Source organism: Nocardioides marinquilinus, from assembly GCF_039543705.1.
In the GTDB taxonomy this organism is placed as follows: domain Bacteria; phylum Actinomycetota; class Actinomycetes; order Propionibacteriales; family Nocardioidaceae; genus Nocardioides; species Nocardioides marinquilinus.
This window is the reverse complement of record NZ_BAABKG010000002.1, coordinates 795625-812241: the sequence shown is the minus strand read 5'-3', so window position 1 is coordinate 812241 and position 16617 is coordinate 795625. Positions and strand designations below refer to the sequence as shown.

At 71.9% G+C, this 16617-nt stretch carries 15 protein-coding genes and 1 tRNA gene; 5 read left to right on the top strand and 11 right to left on the bottom strand.

All coding sequences use genetic code 11. From position 1 onward, the window contains the following. Positions 1 to 34 precede the first annotated feature (34 nt). The 3 genes from ABEA04_RS09930 (at position 35) to ABEA04_RS09920 (ending at position 3948) form a co-directional block, all read left to right on the top strand. The gene (locus ABEA04_RS09930) at positions 35 to 2215 is read left to right on the top strand and encodes an RNA degradosome polyphosphate kinase (RefSeq protein WP_345457696.1); all 2181 of its coding nucleotides are present in this window, start codon (positions 35 to 37) and stop codon (positions 2213 to 2215) included. An 85-nt stretch (positions 2216 to 2300) separates the two neighbouring features. Continuing rightward, entirely contained in the window at positions 2301 to 2918 is a 618-nt protein-coding gene (locus ABEA04_RS09925) for a DUF47 domain-containing protein (RefSeq protein ID WP_345457693.1), read from the top strand. A gap of 10 nt (positions 2919 to 2928) precedes the next feature. Next, positions 2929 to 3948 carry an inorganic phosphate transporter gene (locus tag ABEA04_RS09920; protein ID WP_345458279.1) on the top strand — a complete coding sequence of 340 codons (1020 nt, stop codon included), beginning with the start codon at positions 2929 to 2931 and terminating at the stop codon, positions 3946 to 3948. A 115-nt stretch (positions 3949 to 4063) separates the two neighbouring features. Here the strand turns inward: ABEA04_RS09920 and ABEA04_RS09915 are convergent, their stop codons facing one another. The 6 genes from ABEA04_RS09915 to ABEA04_RS09890 all read right to left on the bottom strand — a co-directional run bounded on the left by ABEA04_RS09915 (position 4064) and on the right by ABEA04_RS09890 (position 10411). After that, positions 4064 to 5104: a hypothetical protein gene (locus ABEA04_RS09915; RefSeq protein ID WP_345457691.1), complete on the bottom strand. Its 1041-nt coding sequence runs from the start codon at positions 5102 to 5104 to the stop codon at positions 4064 to 4066. Positions 5105 to 5288: 184 nt separating this feature from the next. Further along, positions 5289 to 6068, bottom strand: coding sequence for a phosphate ABC transporter ATP-binding protein PstB (gene pstB, locus ABEA04_RS09910; RefSeq protein ID WP_345457688.1), 780 nt, complete (start codon positions 6066 to 6068; stop codon positions 5289 to 5291). Between the two features lie 21 nt (positions 6069 to 6089). Then, on the bottom strand, positions 6090 to 7148 hold the full coding sequence (pstA, locus tag ABEA04_RS09905; RefSeq protein ID WP_345457685.1) for a phosphate ABC transporter permease PstA: 1059 nt from the start codon (positions 7146 to 7148) through the stop codon (positions 6090 to 6092). Continuing rightward, positions 7145 to 8119, bottom strand: a complete 975-nt coding sequence (pstC, locus tag ABEA04_RS09900; RefSeq protein ID WP_345457682.1) for a phosphate ABC transporter permease subunit PstC — start codon at positions 8117 to 8119, stop codon at positions 7145 to 7147. Before pstC ends, pstA begins: the two co-directional genes overlap by 4 nt. Before the next feature lie 115 nt (positions 8120 to 8234). After that, a complete protein-coding gene (locus ABEA04_RS09895; protein WP_345457679.1) occupies positions 8235 to 9317 on the bottom strand; it encodes a phosphate ABC transporter substrate-binding protein PstS in 1083 nt (360 codons plus the stop codon). 212 nt (positions 9318 to 9529) lie between these two features. After that, positions 9530 to 10411 (bottom strand): NUDIX hydrolase, encoded by an 882-nt coding sequence (locus ABEA04_RS09890; RefSeq protein ID WP_345457676.1) that lies wholly within the window; start codon positions 10409 to 10411, stop codon positions 9530 to 9532. Between the two features lie 49 nt (positions 10412 to 10460). Here ABEA04_RS09890 and ABEA04_RS09885 point away from each other — a divergent pair, with 49 nt between their 5' ends. Next, the gene (locus tag ABEA04_RS09885; protein WP_345457674.1) at positions 10461 to 11570 is read left to right on the top strand and encodes a hypothetical protein; all 1110 of its coding nucleotides are present in this window, start codon (positions 10461 to 10463) and stop codon (positions 11568 to 11570) included. Between the two features lie 6 nt (positions 11571 to 11576). On the opposite strand, the gene ABEA04_RS09880 is transcribed toward ABEA04_RS09885, so the two are convergent. Both ABEA04_RS09880 and cspE read right to left on the bottom strand, forming a co-directional pair. After that, positions 11577 to 11750, bottom strand: coding sequence for a hypothetical protein (locus ABEA04_RS09880; RefSeq protein WP_345457672.1), 174 nt, complete (start codon positions 11748 to 11750; stop codon positions 11577 to 11579). 225 nt (positions 11751 to 11975) lie between these two features. Beyond that, entirely contained in the window at positions 11976 to 12179 is a 204-nt protein-coding gene (gene cspE / locus ABEA04_RS09875; protein ID WP_345457670.1) for a transcription antiterminator/RNA stability regulator CspE, read from the bottom strand. 265 nt (positions 12180 to 12444) lie between these two features. Between cspE and ABEA04_RS09870 the strand changes: the two genes are divergently transcribed. Beyond that, positions 12445 to 12517 (top strand) — tRNA-Lys (locus ABEA04_RS09870). 97 nt (positions 12518 to 12614) lie between these two features. Here ABEA04_RS09870 and ABEA04_RS09865 read toward each other — a convergent pair. The 3 genes from ABEA04_RS09865 to ABEA04_RS09855 all read right to left on the bottom strand — a co-directional run bounded on the left by ABEA04_RS09865 (position 12615) and on the right by ABEA04_RS09855 (position 16609). Next, positions 12615 to 13622 (bottom strand): DICT sensory domain-containing protein, encoded by a 1008-nt coding sequence (locus tag ABEA04_RS09865; protein WP_345457667.1) that lies wholly within the window; start codon positions 13620 to 13622, stop codon positions 12615 to 12617. A gap of 100 nt (positions 13623 to 13722) precedes the next feature. Beyond that, complete coding sequence (locus tag ABEA04_RS09860; RefSeq protein ID WP_345457664.1) at positions 13723 to 14379, bottom strand: helix-turn-helix transcriptional regulator; 657 nt, start codon at positions 14377 to 14379, stop codon at positions 13723 to 13725. Between the two features lie 103 nt (positions 14380 to 14482). Further along, the gene (locus ABEA04_RS09855; protein WP_345457661.1) at positions 14483 to 16609 is read right to left on the bottom strand and encodes an MMPL family transporter; all 2127 of its coding nucleotides are present in this window, start codon (positions 16607 to 16609) and stop codon (positions 14483 to 14485) included. Between the last annotated feature and the right edge of the window lie 8 nt (positions 16610 to 16617).

The following is a 16617-nucleotide window of genomic DNA, read 5'->3' as shown; positions in this document are numbered from 1 at the left end:
CCTAGCGTTCACCCGGCGGTGGAAGACTCAGCCCATGACGCTCGAGATCGTGCCCGACCCCGCCGCGAGTGCCGCCACCGGCGCGGGCGTGCCCGACGAGGCCTACGAGGTCGACGTCCCCTACGAGCCCGACGCCGAGCTGGTCGCCGCGGTCGAGAAGTTCGAGGACCGCTTCCTCGACCGCGAGCTGTCGTGGCTTCGGTTCAACGAGCGGGTGCTGGCCCCGGCCGAGGACCCGACGATGCCGCTGCTGGAGCGGGTGCGCTCGCTCGCGTTCGTCTCCAGCAACCTCGACGAGTTCTTCATGGTGCGCGTGGCCGGCCTCAAGCGACGCATCGCCGCCGGCCTGGCCGTGCGGGCGGCGTCCGGGCTGATGCCGCGCGAGGTGCTCGAGCAGATCTGGGACCTCGCCCACGCCCTGAGCGTGCGGCAGGCCGAGGTCTTCCGCGACGAGATCGTGCCCGCGCTCGCCGAGGAGCACATCGAGCTGGTGCGCTGGGACGACCTCGACCGCGAGGAGCAGAAGGCCTGCAAGCGCCTGTTCAAGGACCGCATCTACCCCGTGCTGACGCCGCTCGCGGTCGACCCGGCCCACCCGTTCCCCTACATCTCCGGCCTCTCGCTCAACCTCGCCGTCGTGCTGCGCAACCCCACCACCGGCAAGGAGCACTTCGCGCGGGTGAAGGTGCCGCCGATCTTCGACCGGTTCGTGCCGGTCGGGCCGTCCTCCAGCAGCGGGGCGCGGTTCGTGCCGCTCGAGGACGTCATCGGCGCGCACCTCAAGCGGCTCTTCCCGGGCATGGACGTGCTCGAGTCGCACATGTTCCGCGTCACCCGCAACGAGGACCTCGAGGTCGAGGAGGACGACGCCGAGAACCTGCTGGCGGCCCTGGAGAAGGAGCTGCTGCGGCGCCGCTTCGGCCCGCCGGTGCGCCTGGAGGTCGAGGAGACCATCTCCGACAGCGTGCTCGACCTGCTCGTGAGCGAGCTCGGCGTGGCCACGGAGGAGGTCTTCCGGCTGCCCGGCCCGCTCGACCTGCGCGGCCTGCACAGCATCGCCGACCTCAGCCGCGAAGAGCTCAAGCACCCCGCGTTCGTGCCGACCACGCACCTGCGGCTGGCCGAGGTGGAGTCGTCGAAGCCGGTCGACGTCTTCAAGGCCGCCCGGCGGCACGACGTCCTGCTGCACCACCCGTACGATTCGTTCGCCACCTCGGTGCAGCGCTTCATCGAGCAGGCGGCCGCCGACCCGCAGGTGCTGGCGATCAAGCAGACGCTCTACCGCACCTCCGGCGACAGCCCGATCATCGACGCCCTCGTCGACGCCGCCGAGGCCGGCAAGCAGGTGCTGGTGATCGTCGAGATCAAGGCCCGCTTCGACGAGGAGGCCAACATCCGGTGGGCCCGCAAGCTCGAGCACGCCGGCTGCCACGTCGTCTACGGCCTGGTCGGCCTGAAGACGCACTGCAAGGCGGCGCTGGTGGTGCGCGACGAGCCCGACGGCATCCGGCGCTACACCCACATCGGCACCGGCAACTACAACTCCAAGACCGCGCGCACCTACGAGGACCTCGGCCTCATCACCACCGACGAGGCCATCGGCGAGGACGTCGCCCACCTGTTCAACAACCTCTCCGGCTGGTCGCGCGACCCTGAGTACCACCAGCTGCTGGTCGCGCCGAACTCGGTGCGCAGCGGGCTGATCGCGCAGATCCACCGCGAGATCGCCCACCACGAGGCGGGCCGCTCCTCCGGCATCCGCATCAAGGCCAACTCGATCGTCGACGAGGCCGTGGTCGACGCGCTCTACCTCGCCTCCCAGGAGGGGGTGCGGGTCGAGCTGATGGTGCGCGGCATCTGCGCGCTGCGGCCCGGCGTCCCCGGCCTGTCGGAGAACATCACCGTGCGCTCGGTGCTCGGCCGGTTCCTCGAGCACAGCCGGGTCTTCTGGTTCGACAACGGCGGCGAGCCCAACGCCTGGCTCGGGTCGGCCGACCTGATGCACCGCAACCTCGACCGCCGTGTCGAGGTGCTGGTGCGCCTGCCGGACGAGGAGAGCGTGGGCGCCATCCGCGAGCTGCTCGACCTCGCCTTCGCGCACGACACCTTCGCCTGGGAGCTCGGCAGCGACGGCGTCTGGACCCGCAACGAGGGCACCGTGCACCTCCAGGAGGCGCTCATCGAGGGGCAGCGGCGGCGGCGCTCGTCGTCCTGACCGGCGCCCGCAGCACGCACCGAGGCCGGTCGAGGGTCGCCTCGGGTTGACCTCCCACGCTGGCCACCCCCTACGCTCTCGTCACGTGGCCCTGCGATTCCGCCCTGTCGACTCGGCGTTCTACCAGCTCTTCGCCGAACAGGCCCAGCACCTCGTCGTCGGGGCTGCGCTGCTGGCCGAGATGCTCGCCGAGGGGTCTGACAAGGACGACGTCGCGGCCCGCATGCGCGCGGCCGAGCACGACGCCGACGAGACGACCCACGCCCTCATCCGCCGCGTGAACTCCACGTTCGTCACGCCGTTCGACCGCGAGGACATCTACGCCCTCGCCTCGGGCCTCGACGACGTCATGGACGAGATGGACGAGGTCGTCGACCTGATCCTGCTCTACGAGGTGAAGATGCTGCCGGCGATGCTGTCGCAGCAGGTCGAGGTGCTGCAGCGCTGCGCCGAGCTGACCGCCGACGCCATGCCACGGCTGCAGGCGATGCAGTCGCTCGAGGAGTACTGGATCGAGATCAACCGGCTCGAGAACGCCGGCGACAAGAACCACCGCCGCACGCTGGCCCACCTGTTCTCCGGCGAGTACAAGACCATCGAGGTGCTCAAGCTCAAGGACATCGTCGAGTCCCTCGAGGCGGCGGTCGACGCCTTCGAGAAGGTGGCCAACATCGTGGAGACGATCGCGGTCAAGGAGAGCTGACCTCGTGTCAATGACGCTGGCGATCGTCATCGCCGTCATCCTCGTCGCGCTCGTCTTCGACTACACCAACGGCTTCCACGACGCCGCCAACGCCATCGCGACGTCGGTCTCGACGCGGGCGCTGACCCCGCGCGTGGCGCTCATCCTCGCCGCGGTCATGAACTTCGTCGGGGCGTTCCTGGGCCAGAAGGTGGCCCAGACGGTGGCGGACGTGATCGCCTTCCCCGACGACATGCTCGACAACGACCCCGTGCACGCCCTCGTCATCGTCATGGCGGGCCTGCTCGGGGCCATCACCTGGAACATGGTGACCTGGTACTTCGGGCTGCCGTCGTCGTCGTCCCACGCGCTCATCGGCGGCCTCGGCGGCGCCGCGATCGCGGGCGGCGTCACGGTCAAGTGGGACACCGTGGTCGACAAGGTGCTCATCCCGATGGTGCTCTCGCCGCTGTTCGCCTTCGGCGCCGGGTTCGTGGTGATGCTCGGCATCATGTGGGCCTTCCGCCGGATGAAGCCCACCAAGGCCAACCGCGGGTTCAAGGTGGCCCAGACCGTCTCGGCCGCCGCGATGGCGCTCGGCCACGGCCTGCAGGACGCCCAGAAGACGATGGGCGTGATCTTCCTGGCGCTCGTCGCGGGCGGCTACGCCACCGCCGGCGACGACCTGCCGGTGTGGGTGATCATCGCCGCGGCGAGCGCGATCTCGCTCGGCACCTACTCCGGTGGCTGGCGCATCATGCGCACCCTCGGACGGCGCATCATCCACCTCGACCCGCCCCGCGGGTTCGCCGCCGAGTCGGTCGCCGCCTCGGTGCTCTACACGACGGCCTACGTCTACGAGGCCCCCATCTCGACCACCCACACCATCACCTCCGCGGTGATGGGCGTCGGCGCCACCAAGCGCCTCTCGGCCGTCCGCTGGGGCGTCGCCCGCTCCATCCTCGCCGCCTGGGTCCTCACCTTCCCCGCCGCCGCCTCCGCCGCCGCCGCCTGCTACTTCGTCGCCCACTTCTTCATCGAGGTCGTCTGACGCCTCAGGGTGGTGGGGTGGTCGACGGCCGGGCCCGGTAGTCCCTGACGAAGATCAAGGATTCCGACGCCGCAACCTTGACTTTCGTCAGGGACTACCGGCGCTTGGACGACAATCACGAGGCGCGGTAGCGCAGGAACCGGCGGCGCTGGTCGGGCGTGAGGGCGCGGCGCTGCGCGACGGTGGCGGTCGGCGTCCACCAGCTCGGTGGGTCGGTGGTCCAGCTGCGGGCTCCGCGACGTCGGCCGGCACGGTGGTAGGCCTCCTCGAGCCGAGCCAGGAACCGCCGCGGCGTCAGACGGTCGTCGGCCGTCATCGTGACGACCTCGAGGTCGTGAGCGCGCAGGGCGGCCTCGCGTCGGACGTCGGCCGCGCGCGTGGCACGGTCGAGGTGGATGCCGCCCTCGTACTCCCCCGCGACGCCGGCCTCGACGTCGATCAGGTCGGGGGTGGCGACGTGGCGGCCCTCGGCGTCGAAGACCGGCGCGTTGACGAGCGGCGCCGGGAACCCGCCGTCCAGCACCCAGGTCAGCCGCAGGTCGACCTCTGCCGGAGACCACGACGCCTCGCTGCACAGCGGCACTGCCGCACGCGCCCGGGGCACGCCCGTCCAGCTGTTCTGCCCGGGGCTCAGGTAGCCGTCCATCTCGGCGACGGAGACGACGTCGTCGTACGCCGCCATGTCGAGCACGCGCACCGCCTCGCGCACCGAGGCCGCCCGCCGCATGAGGAAGGACACCGCCGCCCGGACGTCGACCAGCTGCACGCCGTCGACAACCTCCCGCTGGTCGGCCGCGATGCCTTCGCCGGTGACGGTGATGCCGGGCCGTGGTCGCAGGTCACGGGTGCTGACCAGCAGCTCGACCGGCCGCTCACGCCCGACGGCGTCCGTGCCGGTGAACCACCGCGCACCTCGCCAGCACAGCGACGCCCAGCCGGTGACGCACTGGCCCCCGCGGGTCAGTGCGGCCGCCTCGACGATGCGCTGGGCCGTCGTCGGTTCGACCCAGGCGGGGACGTAGAGGCCGTGGGACGTGCGCCTGACCCTCGGCCCCTGGGCCTGCGACCGCGTCGGGCCGTGCTCGCCCGTCGGGTCGAGCGGCGCCGGCCGGAAGAGCCCCGGCCGCGCCGGGTGCCAGGGCTCCGGTTCGAACACGGCGTCAGTGTGCGACGCCGCGCCCCGTCCCCGCTCCGCTCTCCACAGGCACCCTCCACGGCGGCCCGGCGGACGTCGTCCGGGAGCACCTCAGGCCGGTAGTCCCTGACGAAAATCAAGGTCCGGGTCCACGAAACCTTGATTTTCGCCAGGGACTACCGGCCCCGAGGCAGAACCGAACGGATCAGCCGAAGCGGCCGGAGATGTAGGCCTCGGTGGCGGACTCGTCGGGGTTGGAGAACATCTTCTTGGTGGGGTTGAACTCCACGAGGTGGCCGGGCTCGCCGGTGGCCTTGAGGTTGAAGAAGCCGGTCTCGTCGGAGACGCGGGCGGCCTGCTGCATGTTGTGGGTGACGATGACGATCGTGTAGTCGGCCTTGAGCTCGTGGATGAGGTCCTCGATGGCCGAGGTCGAGATCGGGTCGAGGGCCGAGCACGGCTCGTCCATGAGCAGCACCTGCGGCTCGACGGCGATGGCGCGGGCGATGCACAGGCGCTGCTGCTGGCCGCCGGACAGGCCCATGCCGGGCTTGCCGAGACGGTCCTTGACCTCGGTCCAGAGGTTCGCGCCGCGCAGCGACTTCTCGACGATCGCGTCGGCCTCGGACTTCTTCATCTTGCGGGCGTTGAGGCGGTTGCCGGCCAGCACGTTGTCGTAGATCGACATCGTCGGGAACGGGTTGGGCCGCTGAAAGACCATGCCGACCATGCGGCGCACGGCCACCGGGTCGATCGTCGGGTCGTAGAGCGACTGGCCGTCGACGACGACCTTGCCCTCCACCCGCGCGCCCGGGATCACCTCGTGCATGCGGTTCAGCGAGCGCAGGAAGGTCGACTTGCCGCACCCGGACGGGCCGATGAAGGCCGTCACCGAGCGGGCGCGGATCGTCATGTTGACGCCCTGCACGGCGAGGAAGTCGCCGTAGTAGATGTCGAGGTCGGAGACGTCGATGCTCTTGGCCATGGGTTCGTCTGTTCCTGTTCCTCAGTTGCCCGTCTTGGGGGCGAAGATCTTGCCGATGACGCGGGCCACCAGGTTGAGCGCCAGCACGATCACGATCAGCACCAGCGCCGCGCCCCACGCGAGGTCGAGCGTCTCCTGGCGGGAGTTGAACGAGTAGATCTGCACCGGCAGCGTCGTCATGGCGCCGCTGAAGGGGTCGGTGTTCGTGCGGGCCGCGAGGCCCGCGATGAGCAGCAGGGGCGCCGTCTCGCCGATCACGCGGGCCACGGCCAGCGTGACACCGGTGATGATGCCGCCGATGGTGGTGGGCAGGACGACCTTCACGATCGTGCGCCACTTCGGGGTGCCGAGGGCGTACGACGCCTCGCGCAGGTCGTCGGGGACCAGCCGCAGCATCTCCTCGGTCGCGCGGACGACGATCGGGATCATCAGCAGCGACAGCGCCACCGAGCCGCCGATGCCGGCCTGGAACCCGGGCCCGAAGAGCACCGTGAACAGCGCGAAGGCGAACAGGCCGGCCACGATCGAGGGGATGCCGGTCATCACGTCGACCAGGAAGGTCACCATGCGCGCGAGCTGGTTGCGCTTGCCGTACTCGACCAGGTAGATCGCGGCCAGCACGCCCACCGGCACCGAGATGATCGCGGCGCCGACGGTGATGATCAGCGTGCCCATGATCGCGTGGTAGATGCCGGGCGGCTGCTCGGCACCGGTGCTGAACAGCGAGTAGGTGAGGAACTCGCGGTTGACCACCGGGGCGCCCTTGGTGACCACGGTCGCCACCAGCGAGACCAGCGGCACCATGGCGACGACGAACGTCGTCCAGATCAGGGCGGTCATCAGCCGGTCGGTGGCCGAGCGGCGTCCCTCGACGACCCGCGACCACGCCGGCAGCGCGACGAGGAAGACCAGCCCGCCGACGACGGCCGAGCCGACCAGCGGCCAGCCGAGCAGCAGCCACACCAGGGCGGCCACGGCCACGGCACCCACGCCCACCAGCAGCGGTGCCTCACGCGGCAGGCGGGGGGCGGTCAGCGAGACCGTGCCCCGGGTGCCGGGCTTCGCGACGTCGACGCTCATGCGCTCGCCATCCTGCGCTCGGAGCGGCCCACGATCCACCGGGCGGTGGCGTTGACCACGAAGGTGAGCAGGAACAGCACCAGGCCGGTCGCGATCAGCACCGAGGTGAGCTCCTCCGAGCGCTCCTTGTACTTGCTGGCGATGTTCGCCGCGATCGAGGAGTTGCCCGGCTCGAGCAGCTTGAAGTCGCTCCAGGCGCCGAGCGAGAGCACCATCGCGACCGCCATCGTCTCGCCGAGCGCACGGCCCAGGCCGAGCATGCTGGCCGAGACCATGCCGGAGCGGCCGTACGGGAAGACCGTCAGCCGCATCATCTCCCAGCGCGTGGCGCCGAGGGCGAGCGCGGCCTCCTGGTTCAGCCGCGGCGTGCGCGAGAAGACCTCGCGGGTGATGGCGGTGATGATCGGCAGGATCATGATCGCCAGCACCACGCCGGCGGTGACGATCGTGCGGCCGCTGTTCGACACGTCGCCGGAGAAGATCGGGATCCAGCCGAAGTAGGTGTTGAGGAAGTCGAAGACCGGCACCATCTTCGGCGCCAGCACGACCACGCCCCACAGGCCGAACACGACGCTCGGGACGGCGGCCAGCAGGTCGACCAGGTAGGCCGCCGGCACCGCGACGAACCGCGGCGCGTAGTGGCTGATGACCAGCGCGATGCCCCACGCGAGCGGCACGGCGATCAGCAGCGCGATGAGCGCGGCGATCACGGTGCCGCCCAGCAGTGGCAGCACGTAGCCGGTGAAGCTGCTCGCCCGCCCGTAGACGTCGGCGGCCTGGGTGAACCCCGGCGCGCCCTTGACGAAGAGGAAGACGAAGACGCCGGCGAGCGCCAGCAGGATCAGCAGGCTGGCGCCCAGGGTCAGCATCCTGAAGACGCGGTCACCGAGGCTGGTGACCGGCCGCGGCGTGCGCTGCCGGCGAGGTGGCCGCGAGCGCGGCGGCTCGGGCTTGGCGAGGGTGGTGGTCACGAAGCGCTTTCCTCAGTGGGGGTCGTGCGGGGGTCCTGCGGGTCTGGCGGGTGGTGCGGGTGGTGCGGCCGGAGGTCCCGGACGGCGGCGGGCGGCCGCCGTCCGGGACGACGGCTCAGGAGCTCGCGGAGCCGATCGTGTCGATGATCGACTGCGCCTTCTCGGCGGTGGCGTCGGACAGCGGCGCGGAGCCGGCGGCCTCGGCGGACTTCTGCTGGCCCTCGTCGGAGACGACGTAGGTCAGGAACGTCTTGACGTTCTCCTGCACGGCCTCGTCGTCGTAGCTCTGGCAGGCCACGAGGTAGGACAGCAGGACGACGGGGTAGGCGCCGTCCTCGGTGGTGGTGCGGTCGAGGTCGACGGCCATGTCGACGTCGGAGACGCCCTCGGCGGGCGGCGAGACCTCGAGCACCTTGGCGGCGCCCTCGGGCGAGGGCGGAACGAAGGTGGCGCCGACGGCGACGGAGACCTTGCCGAGACCCTCGACCTGGCTGTTGTCGGCGTAGCCGATGGCGCCCTCGATGTTGGTGATCTGCTGGACGACGCCCGAGGTGCCGTCGGCGGCCTCGCCGTCGACCGGGAAGGCGTCCTCGGCCTCGTAGGGCCACGAGTCGCTGGCCTTGCCGAGGTAGTCGGTGAAGTTCTTGGTGGTGCCCGAGTCGTCGGAGCGGTGCACCGGGGTGATGTCGAGGTCGGGCAGCTCGACGCCGTCCTCCTGCTGGTCGGGGACGTCGCTCCAGTTGGTGATCTTGCCGTCGAAGATCTGGGCGATGGTGTCGGCCGACATGTTGACCGAGTCGATCTCGGGGAGGTTGAAGGCCACCGCGATCGGCGAGACGTAGGCCGGCACCTGGATCGGCTCGCTGCCGCAGGTCTCGGCGGCGTCGCTGAGCTGGCCCTCCTCGTCGGTCAGCGCGGAGTCGGTGCCGGCGTAGGCCACGGCACCCTCGACGAACTGCTTGCGGCCGTCGGTCGAGCCGATCGGCTGGTACTGGATCTCGAGGCCCGAGTTCTGGCCCTGCACCTCACCGATCCAGGCCTCCTGGGCCTTCTCCTGCGAGGTGGCACCGGCGCCCTTGAGGACCTCGGTGTCGCCGCTCGCAGAGTCCTCGTTGGCGGCGCCGCAGGCGCTGACGGCGAGGACGGCCGTGAGGGCGATGCCGGGCGCGAGCACCCGGCGAAGGGAAGTGCGGATCACTTCGTGTCTCCTGATTCGTCTCTGTGGATGACGGGCTCCACAGTGGGGAGGCGAAGTGGCCGGATGCGTCGTGCGTGGTGAACGAGGGGTGAACACGCGCCGCCCGGTCGGCGACGATCGGCCGGGCGGGAGACGTCGATCACGTGAACACGGCCCGGGAGGCCTTGACCGGGCTGCTCCGACGGGTGCAGGCACGGCCCTCCCGGGGGCCGTTACAGCGGTCGGTGCCGCTCGCAGCCGACGACGCGCCCCTTGCGCAGGTGGACGACGAGCGCCTCCCCCGGCTCGAGCGCCGGGTCGGCCACGCCGAGGGCGTCGAGGACCCACGGCAGCACCGGGCGATGGCTGCACAGCACGGTGCAGCGCTCCTCGGCGTCGTCGAGGACGTCGTCGACCAGCGCGGCCACGGAGGCGGCGTCCGCGTGCTCCTCGGTGAGGTGCTCGCGGGTCTCGAGCGGCCACCCGGTGGTGCGGGCGAACGGCTCGACGCTCTGCGTGCACCGCACGCTGGAGGAGCTCACGACCCGGCTGACGCCGTAGGCGGCCAGCAGGGGCACGAGGGCCTCGGCCTGCTCCTCGCCGCGCTGCAGCAGCGGCCGCCGGGTGTCCTCGCCGCGCCACGACCGGCGCGAGCGGGCCTTGCCGTGGCGCAGCACCACGACCGCCCGGGTGCGGCGACGGGCGCCCACGGCCTCGGCGAGGGTCACGCGGTCGTAGTCGTAGGACAGCAGGTCGTCCAGCTCGTCGGCCGGCACCCACCGCACCTCGTCGATCTCGTGGTTGGGCCGGTAGCGGCTCACGTCGTCGTCGCCGACCACGCGGCCGGTCCAGTAGTGCACCGTCTTCGGCCGTCCGCCGACCGGGTAGTGCTGGCTGGCGAGCGGCAGGCACAGCCGCACGTGCAGCCCGGTCTCCTCGGCGACCTCACGCACCGCGGCGGCGGTGGCGTGCTCGCCCGGGTCGAGCTTGCCCTTGGGGAACGACCAGTCGTCGTACTTGGGGCGGTGCACGACGAGCACCCGGCGGCCGGGGCGGAAGCAGACCACCCCGGCGGCCTGCACGTCGCGCGCGGGGGCGCCGGCGGGTGGAGCCACGCTGGCTAGTCTCACACCCGATCGACCCGGCCAGGAGAACGGACCCTCCGTGAGACGACAACGCGCGGTGATGATCGGGCGAACGGTCGCGGTCCTCGCGGTCGTCGCCGCGGTCGCGCTCGCCGCCGTCCTGGTGGTGGTGCTCCTCGGTGGGGACGACGACGGCCCCGACGACGCGGGCGCCCCCACCGGCCTCGCGGCCGCCGTCGCGTCCGCTCCCCCGGGGTCGCAGCGGCTGCTCTGGACCGACTGGGGCGCCGTGCGCGCCGAGCTCGGCCTCGACCTCGACGCCGGCTCCGGCGGCGCCGACGTCCAGCAGCTGCTCGACCGGGGCTACGAGGCCGACCTCACCTCGGCCTCGGCGCTGCTGTCGTCGGCGGTGGTGATGCAGCAGGACTTCGGGTTCTCGCCCGCGACGCTGGACTGGGAGCTGCTGGCGCAGTCCCCGAGCGCCGCGTCGATCACGATGCGGCTCGGCGGCGGCGTCGGCACCGACGAGGTGGCCGAGCGCCTGGCCGCCCTGGGCTACGAGGCGCCGGCGGACGACGGCGGGCTGTGGTCGAGCGACGCCGCCGAGGACGCCGTCACCGCGACCGTCACCCCCGAGCTGGCCTTCGTCGGGCTGGACGACGAGCGCGGGCTCGTCGTGGCCAGCGACAGCTCGGCCGGCGCCGAGGCCGCGCTGGCCGCCGTGGCCGACCCGCCGACGGGCGACGACGCCGCCCCGGTGCCCCCCGACGTCGTCCGGACGGTCGGCGACGCCGTCTCGGCGGTCCTCTACTCCGGCGCCGAGGCGTGCGGGTCGCTCGCGATGAGCCAGGCCGACCCGTCGGAGCAGTCGGCGGCGCAGTCGCTGGTGGCCCGGGCGGGCGAGGTCAGCCCGCTCACGGGGTTCGCGATCGCGGCGCTGCCGGGCGGACAGGTGCGGGTGGCGATGGGCTTCGAGACGTCCGAGACCGCGCGGTCGGACGCCGACACGCGCGCGGTGCTCGCGTCGGGGCCGGCGCCCGGTCAGGGCGGCGACTTCTCCGACCGCTTCACGCTGGACGACGTGGTGGCCGACGGCGACGTCGTCCGGCTCGACCTCACCCCGGTCGAGGGCACCTACGTGGTCTCCGACCTCAGCTCGGGGCCGGTGCTGTTCGCGACGTGCTCGTAGGAGCGGTCAGCTGCCCTGGCGCGGATGCGGTGGCTGCGGCACGACACCGAGGATGTCGTCGATCTCGGAGGTGCTGAGCGGGCCGTCCGCCTCGCTCGCGGCGATGATGAGGTTGGTCGTCAGCTCGACCTCGCCCAGCAGGTCGACGTCCTCGAGGGAAACGTCGAACTGGTCGTACATGACGGTCCTCGCTCCCGATCGCGGCGGCTCCGGATGAGCCTGCCCCGTCAGCCTACGACCTGACCCCACACCCGGGTGATGACTATTCCGGGTGGTTCGGAACGTTCCGGTCGGGCCAGGCCGCCCCCAGCGGGACGGCGGCAGCGCCCGAACGGGCCCGGGACGCGGACGAGGGCCCTGCCGCGACAGCGGCAGGACCCTCGGTGATGCTGTGGTCGCGTGACCTCAGATCGCGCGGACGTTCTCCGCCTGCGGGCCCTTGGGGCCCTGGGTCACGTCGAACTCGACCTTCTGGTTCTCGTCGAGGGACTTGTAGCCCTGCGACTGGATGGCCGAGTAGTGCACGAAGACGTCGGGGCTGCCGTCCTCCTGCGCAATGAAGCCGAAGCCCTTCTCGGCGTTGAACCACTTCACGGTGCCCTGAGCCATTTGCTCAATTCTCCTTCATCGGGGCGAGAGCCGCCACCTCGGCGGCCCACAAAGCAGGTGCGGTGACACGTCGCTCCGACTCATGGGATGACACCACAAACCAGAAACGCCGTTGGATCACGAAACTCCTTAGGCGTCAGACCAGCTGGAACTTTGCACCTGTTGCGTCCCCGACACTACCAACCCCTTCGGCAACCGGAACCGCCCGCCGCCCCCGACCGCCGGCCGGTAGCCTGAGACAGGCGCGACGGAGTCGCGTCGACGCGGGCCCCTAGCTCAATTGGCAGAGCTGAGGACTTTTAATCCTTAGGTTGTGGGTTCGAGTCCCACGGGGCCTACTTCGCCGGCGCGAGGCGGCGCACCGCCCGGCTCGGAAGCCCGTCCGGACGGCGCGCTCAGGTGCGACCAGGTGCGACCAGGTGCGACCAGGTGTGGTCAGTCGCGGTCGACGTAGCCGATGACGCGGCCGAACAGCGAGGTGATGGTCTGTGGGTCGACCTCGACGGTGCCGGCGGCGGGCTCGAGCGCGCTGCGGGCCTCGACAGCGCCGGGCGCACCGACGGCGGAGGCCGCCTCGGCGCACACGCGGGCAGCACCGCGCACGGCCTGGCCGTCGAGGGTCCAGACCGCCTCGAAGATGCGGTCGCGGTCGGGGACGTCGTGCTGGCCGGGCAGCTCCCAGGCGCTCAGCGCGAGCGGGAAGTGCGGGCCGTCGCAGACCACGGCCCACTCCTGGTTGAGCGGGCTCGTGGCCGGCAGCGTCACCCGGACCGGCGCGGTGGGGCCGTCGGCCCCCAGGGACTCACCGGAGCCCTCGGGGTCACCGGACGAGCCGGGCTGCGCACGGTCGAAGTCGGCGAAGACGTGGGTGGAGGCGGTGGTGCGGGCCAGGTCGTCCCACCGGGCCGCGGCCGAGGCGAAGTAGCGCGCCTTCTGGAAGGTGCCGAAGATGCGAGCGCCGGGCTGCGGGCGGGAGAGGAACTCGTCCTCCATCGCCCACGACATCGCCAGCAGGGTGGCCTTGGTGAGCCGCTGGGGGGCGAGGGCGGGATGGGCCTGGCGCAGGTGCGCGTAGATGGACGTCGCGACCGGCTCGCTGGGGCGGGTGCCCGAGGCCGCCGTGGAGGAGGCGTTGTCGCGGGCCTTCGCGGCGCGAGGGGTGCGCGTGCGCCCGGTGCCGTCCTGGGCGTGGGCGGGGACCGCCGTCAGCCGAGGGGCGAGCGGGGCGTCGTCCGCGCCCGAGACCTGCGAGATGGCGACGTCGAGCCGCATGCCGCGTTCGCGGCGGCGCACCACGTCGCGCACTGCGGCGACCACGTCGCCGTCGTAGCGCCGGTGGCCGCTGGCCCGCCGGTGGGGACGGGGGAAGCCGTACCGCGACTCCCACACCCGCAAGGTCGCCACCGAGACACCGGTGAGCTCGGCGACCTCACCGATGCTCAAACCTCTGTCTGGATCAGCGACTTCGATCCCCGAAGAGTTCGACATCACTACCGCCCGTTTCGATATCTCCACAGCCTGTGCAATTGCCTGTGGACAACGGTCAGCCGACGAGACTGTCGGTGGTGTGCTCCTCGCCCATGCCGTGGGCGAGGCCCCACAGGACGGCCTGCGTGCGGCGCTCGACACCCATCTTGCGGTAGGCGCTGCGGATGTAGGTCTTGACCGAGTTGATCGACAGCGACAGCGACTCGCTGATCTCGCGGTTGCTGGCACCGGAGACGATCAGCGCCACGATCTCGTTCTCGCGCGGCGTCAGGCCGGTCTCGGGGCGCTCGATGACGGTGACCGGGGCCACCGACTCGGCGGCGGCCGGCTCGGGCTCGCGCACGGGCGGCGTGGTCGGCTCGAAGCGGCCCTCGGCGAGGCGCTCGATCGAGACCACGAGCTGCGAGGCGGTCAGCGTCTTCGGCAGCAGCGGGCTGGTCGGCGTCACCGGAAGCTGATCGACGCCGGCCCAGCTGAACACGGCCGCCTGGGCGCCGCTGAGCGCCTGCAGGTCGCGGAGGAGCGAGGCAGCCATGCTGGTCTGCCCCATGGGCTCGTAGAGCACCACGTCGAGGTCGCCGGGCGCGGCGATGGCCTCCCGGGTGTCGACGACGACCACGCGGCCGTCGTAGGGGGCGAGGAGCGTCCGCAGACCCGCCGTCGCCAGGTCGGAATCGTCGACGAGCGTGATGCGCAGCGGCGTGGAGGTCATGACGTTCTCCCTCGGTTCATGGAGCGTTGGGGTGAATGTGTTGTTCAAGTTTCGGTTTGCAATGTGAAACCTAGACAAGAGTTGCACATCATGTCCAGACCTGTCACCTCGGGGGGTGACTGGCGTGTCGTCCCCCCGCGTGACGCGCGGGCTCGGGAAGGCGGCGCACGAGGACGCCGAGCCACCGCGGCAGCGTCCAGTTCGCGCGGCCGAGCACCGCGACGAGCGCCGGCGCCAGCAGGCCGCGCACGACGACCGCGTCGATGACGATGCCGAGCGCGAGCGTGGTGGCGAGGATCTTCACCTCGACCGACGGCACGGTCGAGAGCGCCACGAAGGCCAGGAACAGGATCAGCGCGGCGGAGGACACCAGCCGCCCGGTGTAGCCGATGCCGTCGCGGACGGCGTCGTCGGTGTCGCCGTGGCCGTCGTAGGCCTCCCGCATGCGCGTCAGGATGAAGACCTCGTAGTCCATCGAGAGCCCGAACAGGAACGAGAAGGCCGCGATCGGCACCCACACGGTCACCACCCCGGTGGCGTCCTGCCCGAAGAGCAGGTCGGAGCCGTAGCCCTCCTGCCACACCAGCACCGTGACGCCGTACGCCGCGGCGATGCTGACCACGTTGAGCAGCAGCGCCTTGACCGGCAGCCACAGGCTCCGCAGCGCCCGGGCGAGCAGCAGGAAGGTCACCACGACCACCGCCAGCACGATCCACGGCGCGCTCCCGTAGACGGCGGTGACGAAGTCGGCGTCCTCCGCCGGTGTGCCGCCCACCTCGCCGTCGACGCCGTCCGCCCCGACGGCGTCGCGCACCCGCTCGAGGGTGGCCTTCCCCGCGGCCGAGGCGGGGTCGTCGTCCGTCCAGACCTGAACGAGCTGTTCACCTCCGGCCCGCCACGGGCCGGTCGGCGCGACGGCCGCCGCGACGCCGTCGACCTCGCGCAGCGCGCGCACCGCGGCGTCGGCGCGGTCGGCGGGCACCAGCACTTCGCTCGGCCGCAGCACGCCCGGGGGCACCCCCGCCGCCACCGCGGCCGTGGCGGCCCGGGACTCCGGCGCGGACGACGCCAGCCCGCTCAGCTGCGGCGAGCCGAGCGCGAGGCCCAGCACCGGCGCGGCGAGCGCCAGCAGGACGAGGGTGGTGACGGCGATCGTCGTCCACCGTCGTCGGAGGACGGCGTCGGCGACGCGGGTCCACAGGCGGCTGCGGGCGGCGACGGGGCGCCGGCGCGGCCAGCTCAGCCGTGGCCCCAGCGAGCTCAGCACGACCGGCACGAGGGTGAGCGCGGTGGCCACGCTGAGCAGTGGGATCAGCAGGCCCCCGAGGCCGATGCTGCGCAGGAACGGCAGCGGCGTCACCACCAGGGCGGCCAGCGAGACCGCCACCGTCACGCCGCTGAACAGCACGCTCTCCCCCGCGGTGGCCATCGCCCGGCGCACGGCCTCGTCGTTCTCCACGCCCCCGACGTCGCGCTCCTCGCGCCAGCGCGTCACCACCAGCAGCGAGTAGTCGATGGCGACGCCGAGGCCGATGAGCGCCACGAGGTACTGCACGACGAAGACCACGTCGGTGACCGTGGTCAGCAGCAGCAGCGCGAGGAAGGTGCCGAGGATCGAGACGGCCGCCACGAGCAGCGGGACGCCGGCGAGCAGCGAGCCGAAGACCAGCGCCAGCACGACGAGCGCGCCGAGGCCGCCGAGGACGACCTCGACCAGCACGCCGCGGTCCCCTCCCCCGCCGCCCTCGAGCAGCAGGTCGAAGCCGGTCACCTCGACGTCGACGCCCTGCTGCCGGGCCTGGGCGGCGACCTGCTCGAGCCGCGGGAGGGCCTGCGCGTAGGGCTCCGGCCCGGGCGTGACGGGCGGGTAGACGACGACGGTCGAGAGCCGTCCGTCGTCGGCGGTGAGGACGTCGGCGCCGTCGTCGCGCGCGGTGACCACACGGGTGCCGGGCACCGCCTCGACGGCGCGTCGGGCGAGGTCGACGGCGCCGCCCTCGGCGTCGGCGCCCTCGACGACGAGCAGCAGCGGCGCGTCGAGCCCGCCGCCGCCGAAGGTCGCCGCGATGCGCTCGTTGGCCTCGAAGGCGGGCTGGCCCGGCAGGTCGAAGTCGTAGGTCAGCCGGTCGACGGTGGTCGGCGCGAGGGCGCCGCCGGCCACGGCGACCGCGAGCCAGAGGGCGACGACGAGCCGCTTGTGGGCGAGGACGAGGTCGGTGAGACGGCGCACGTCGTCCA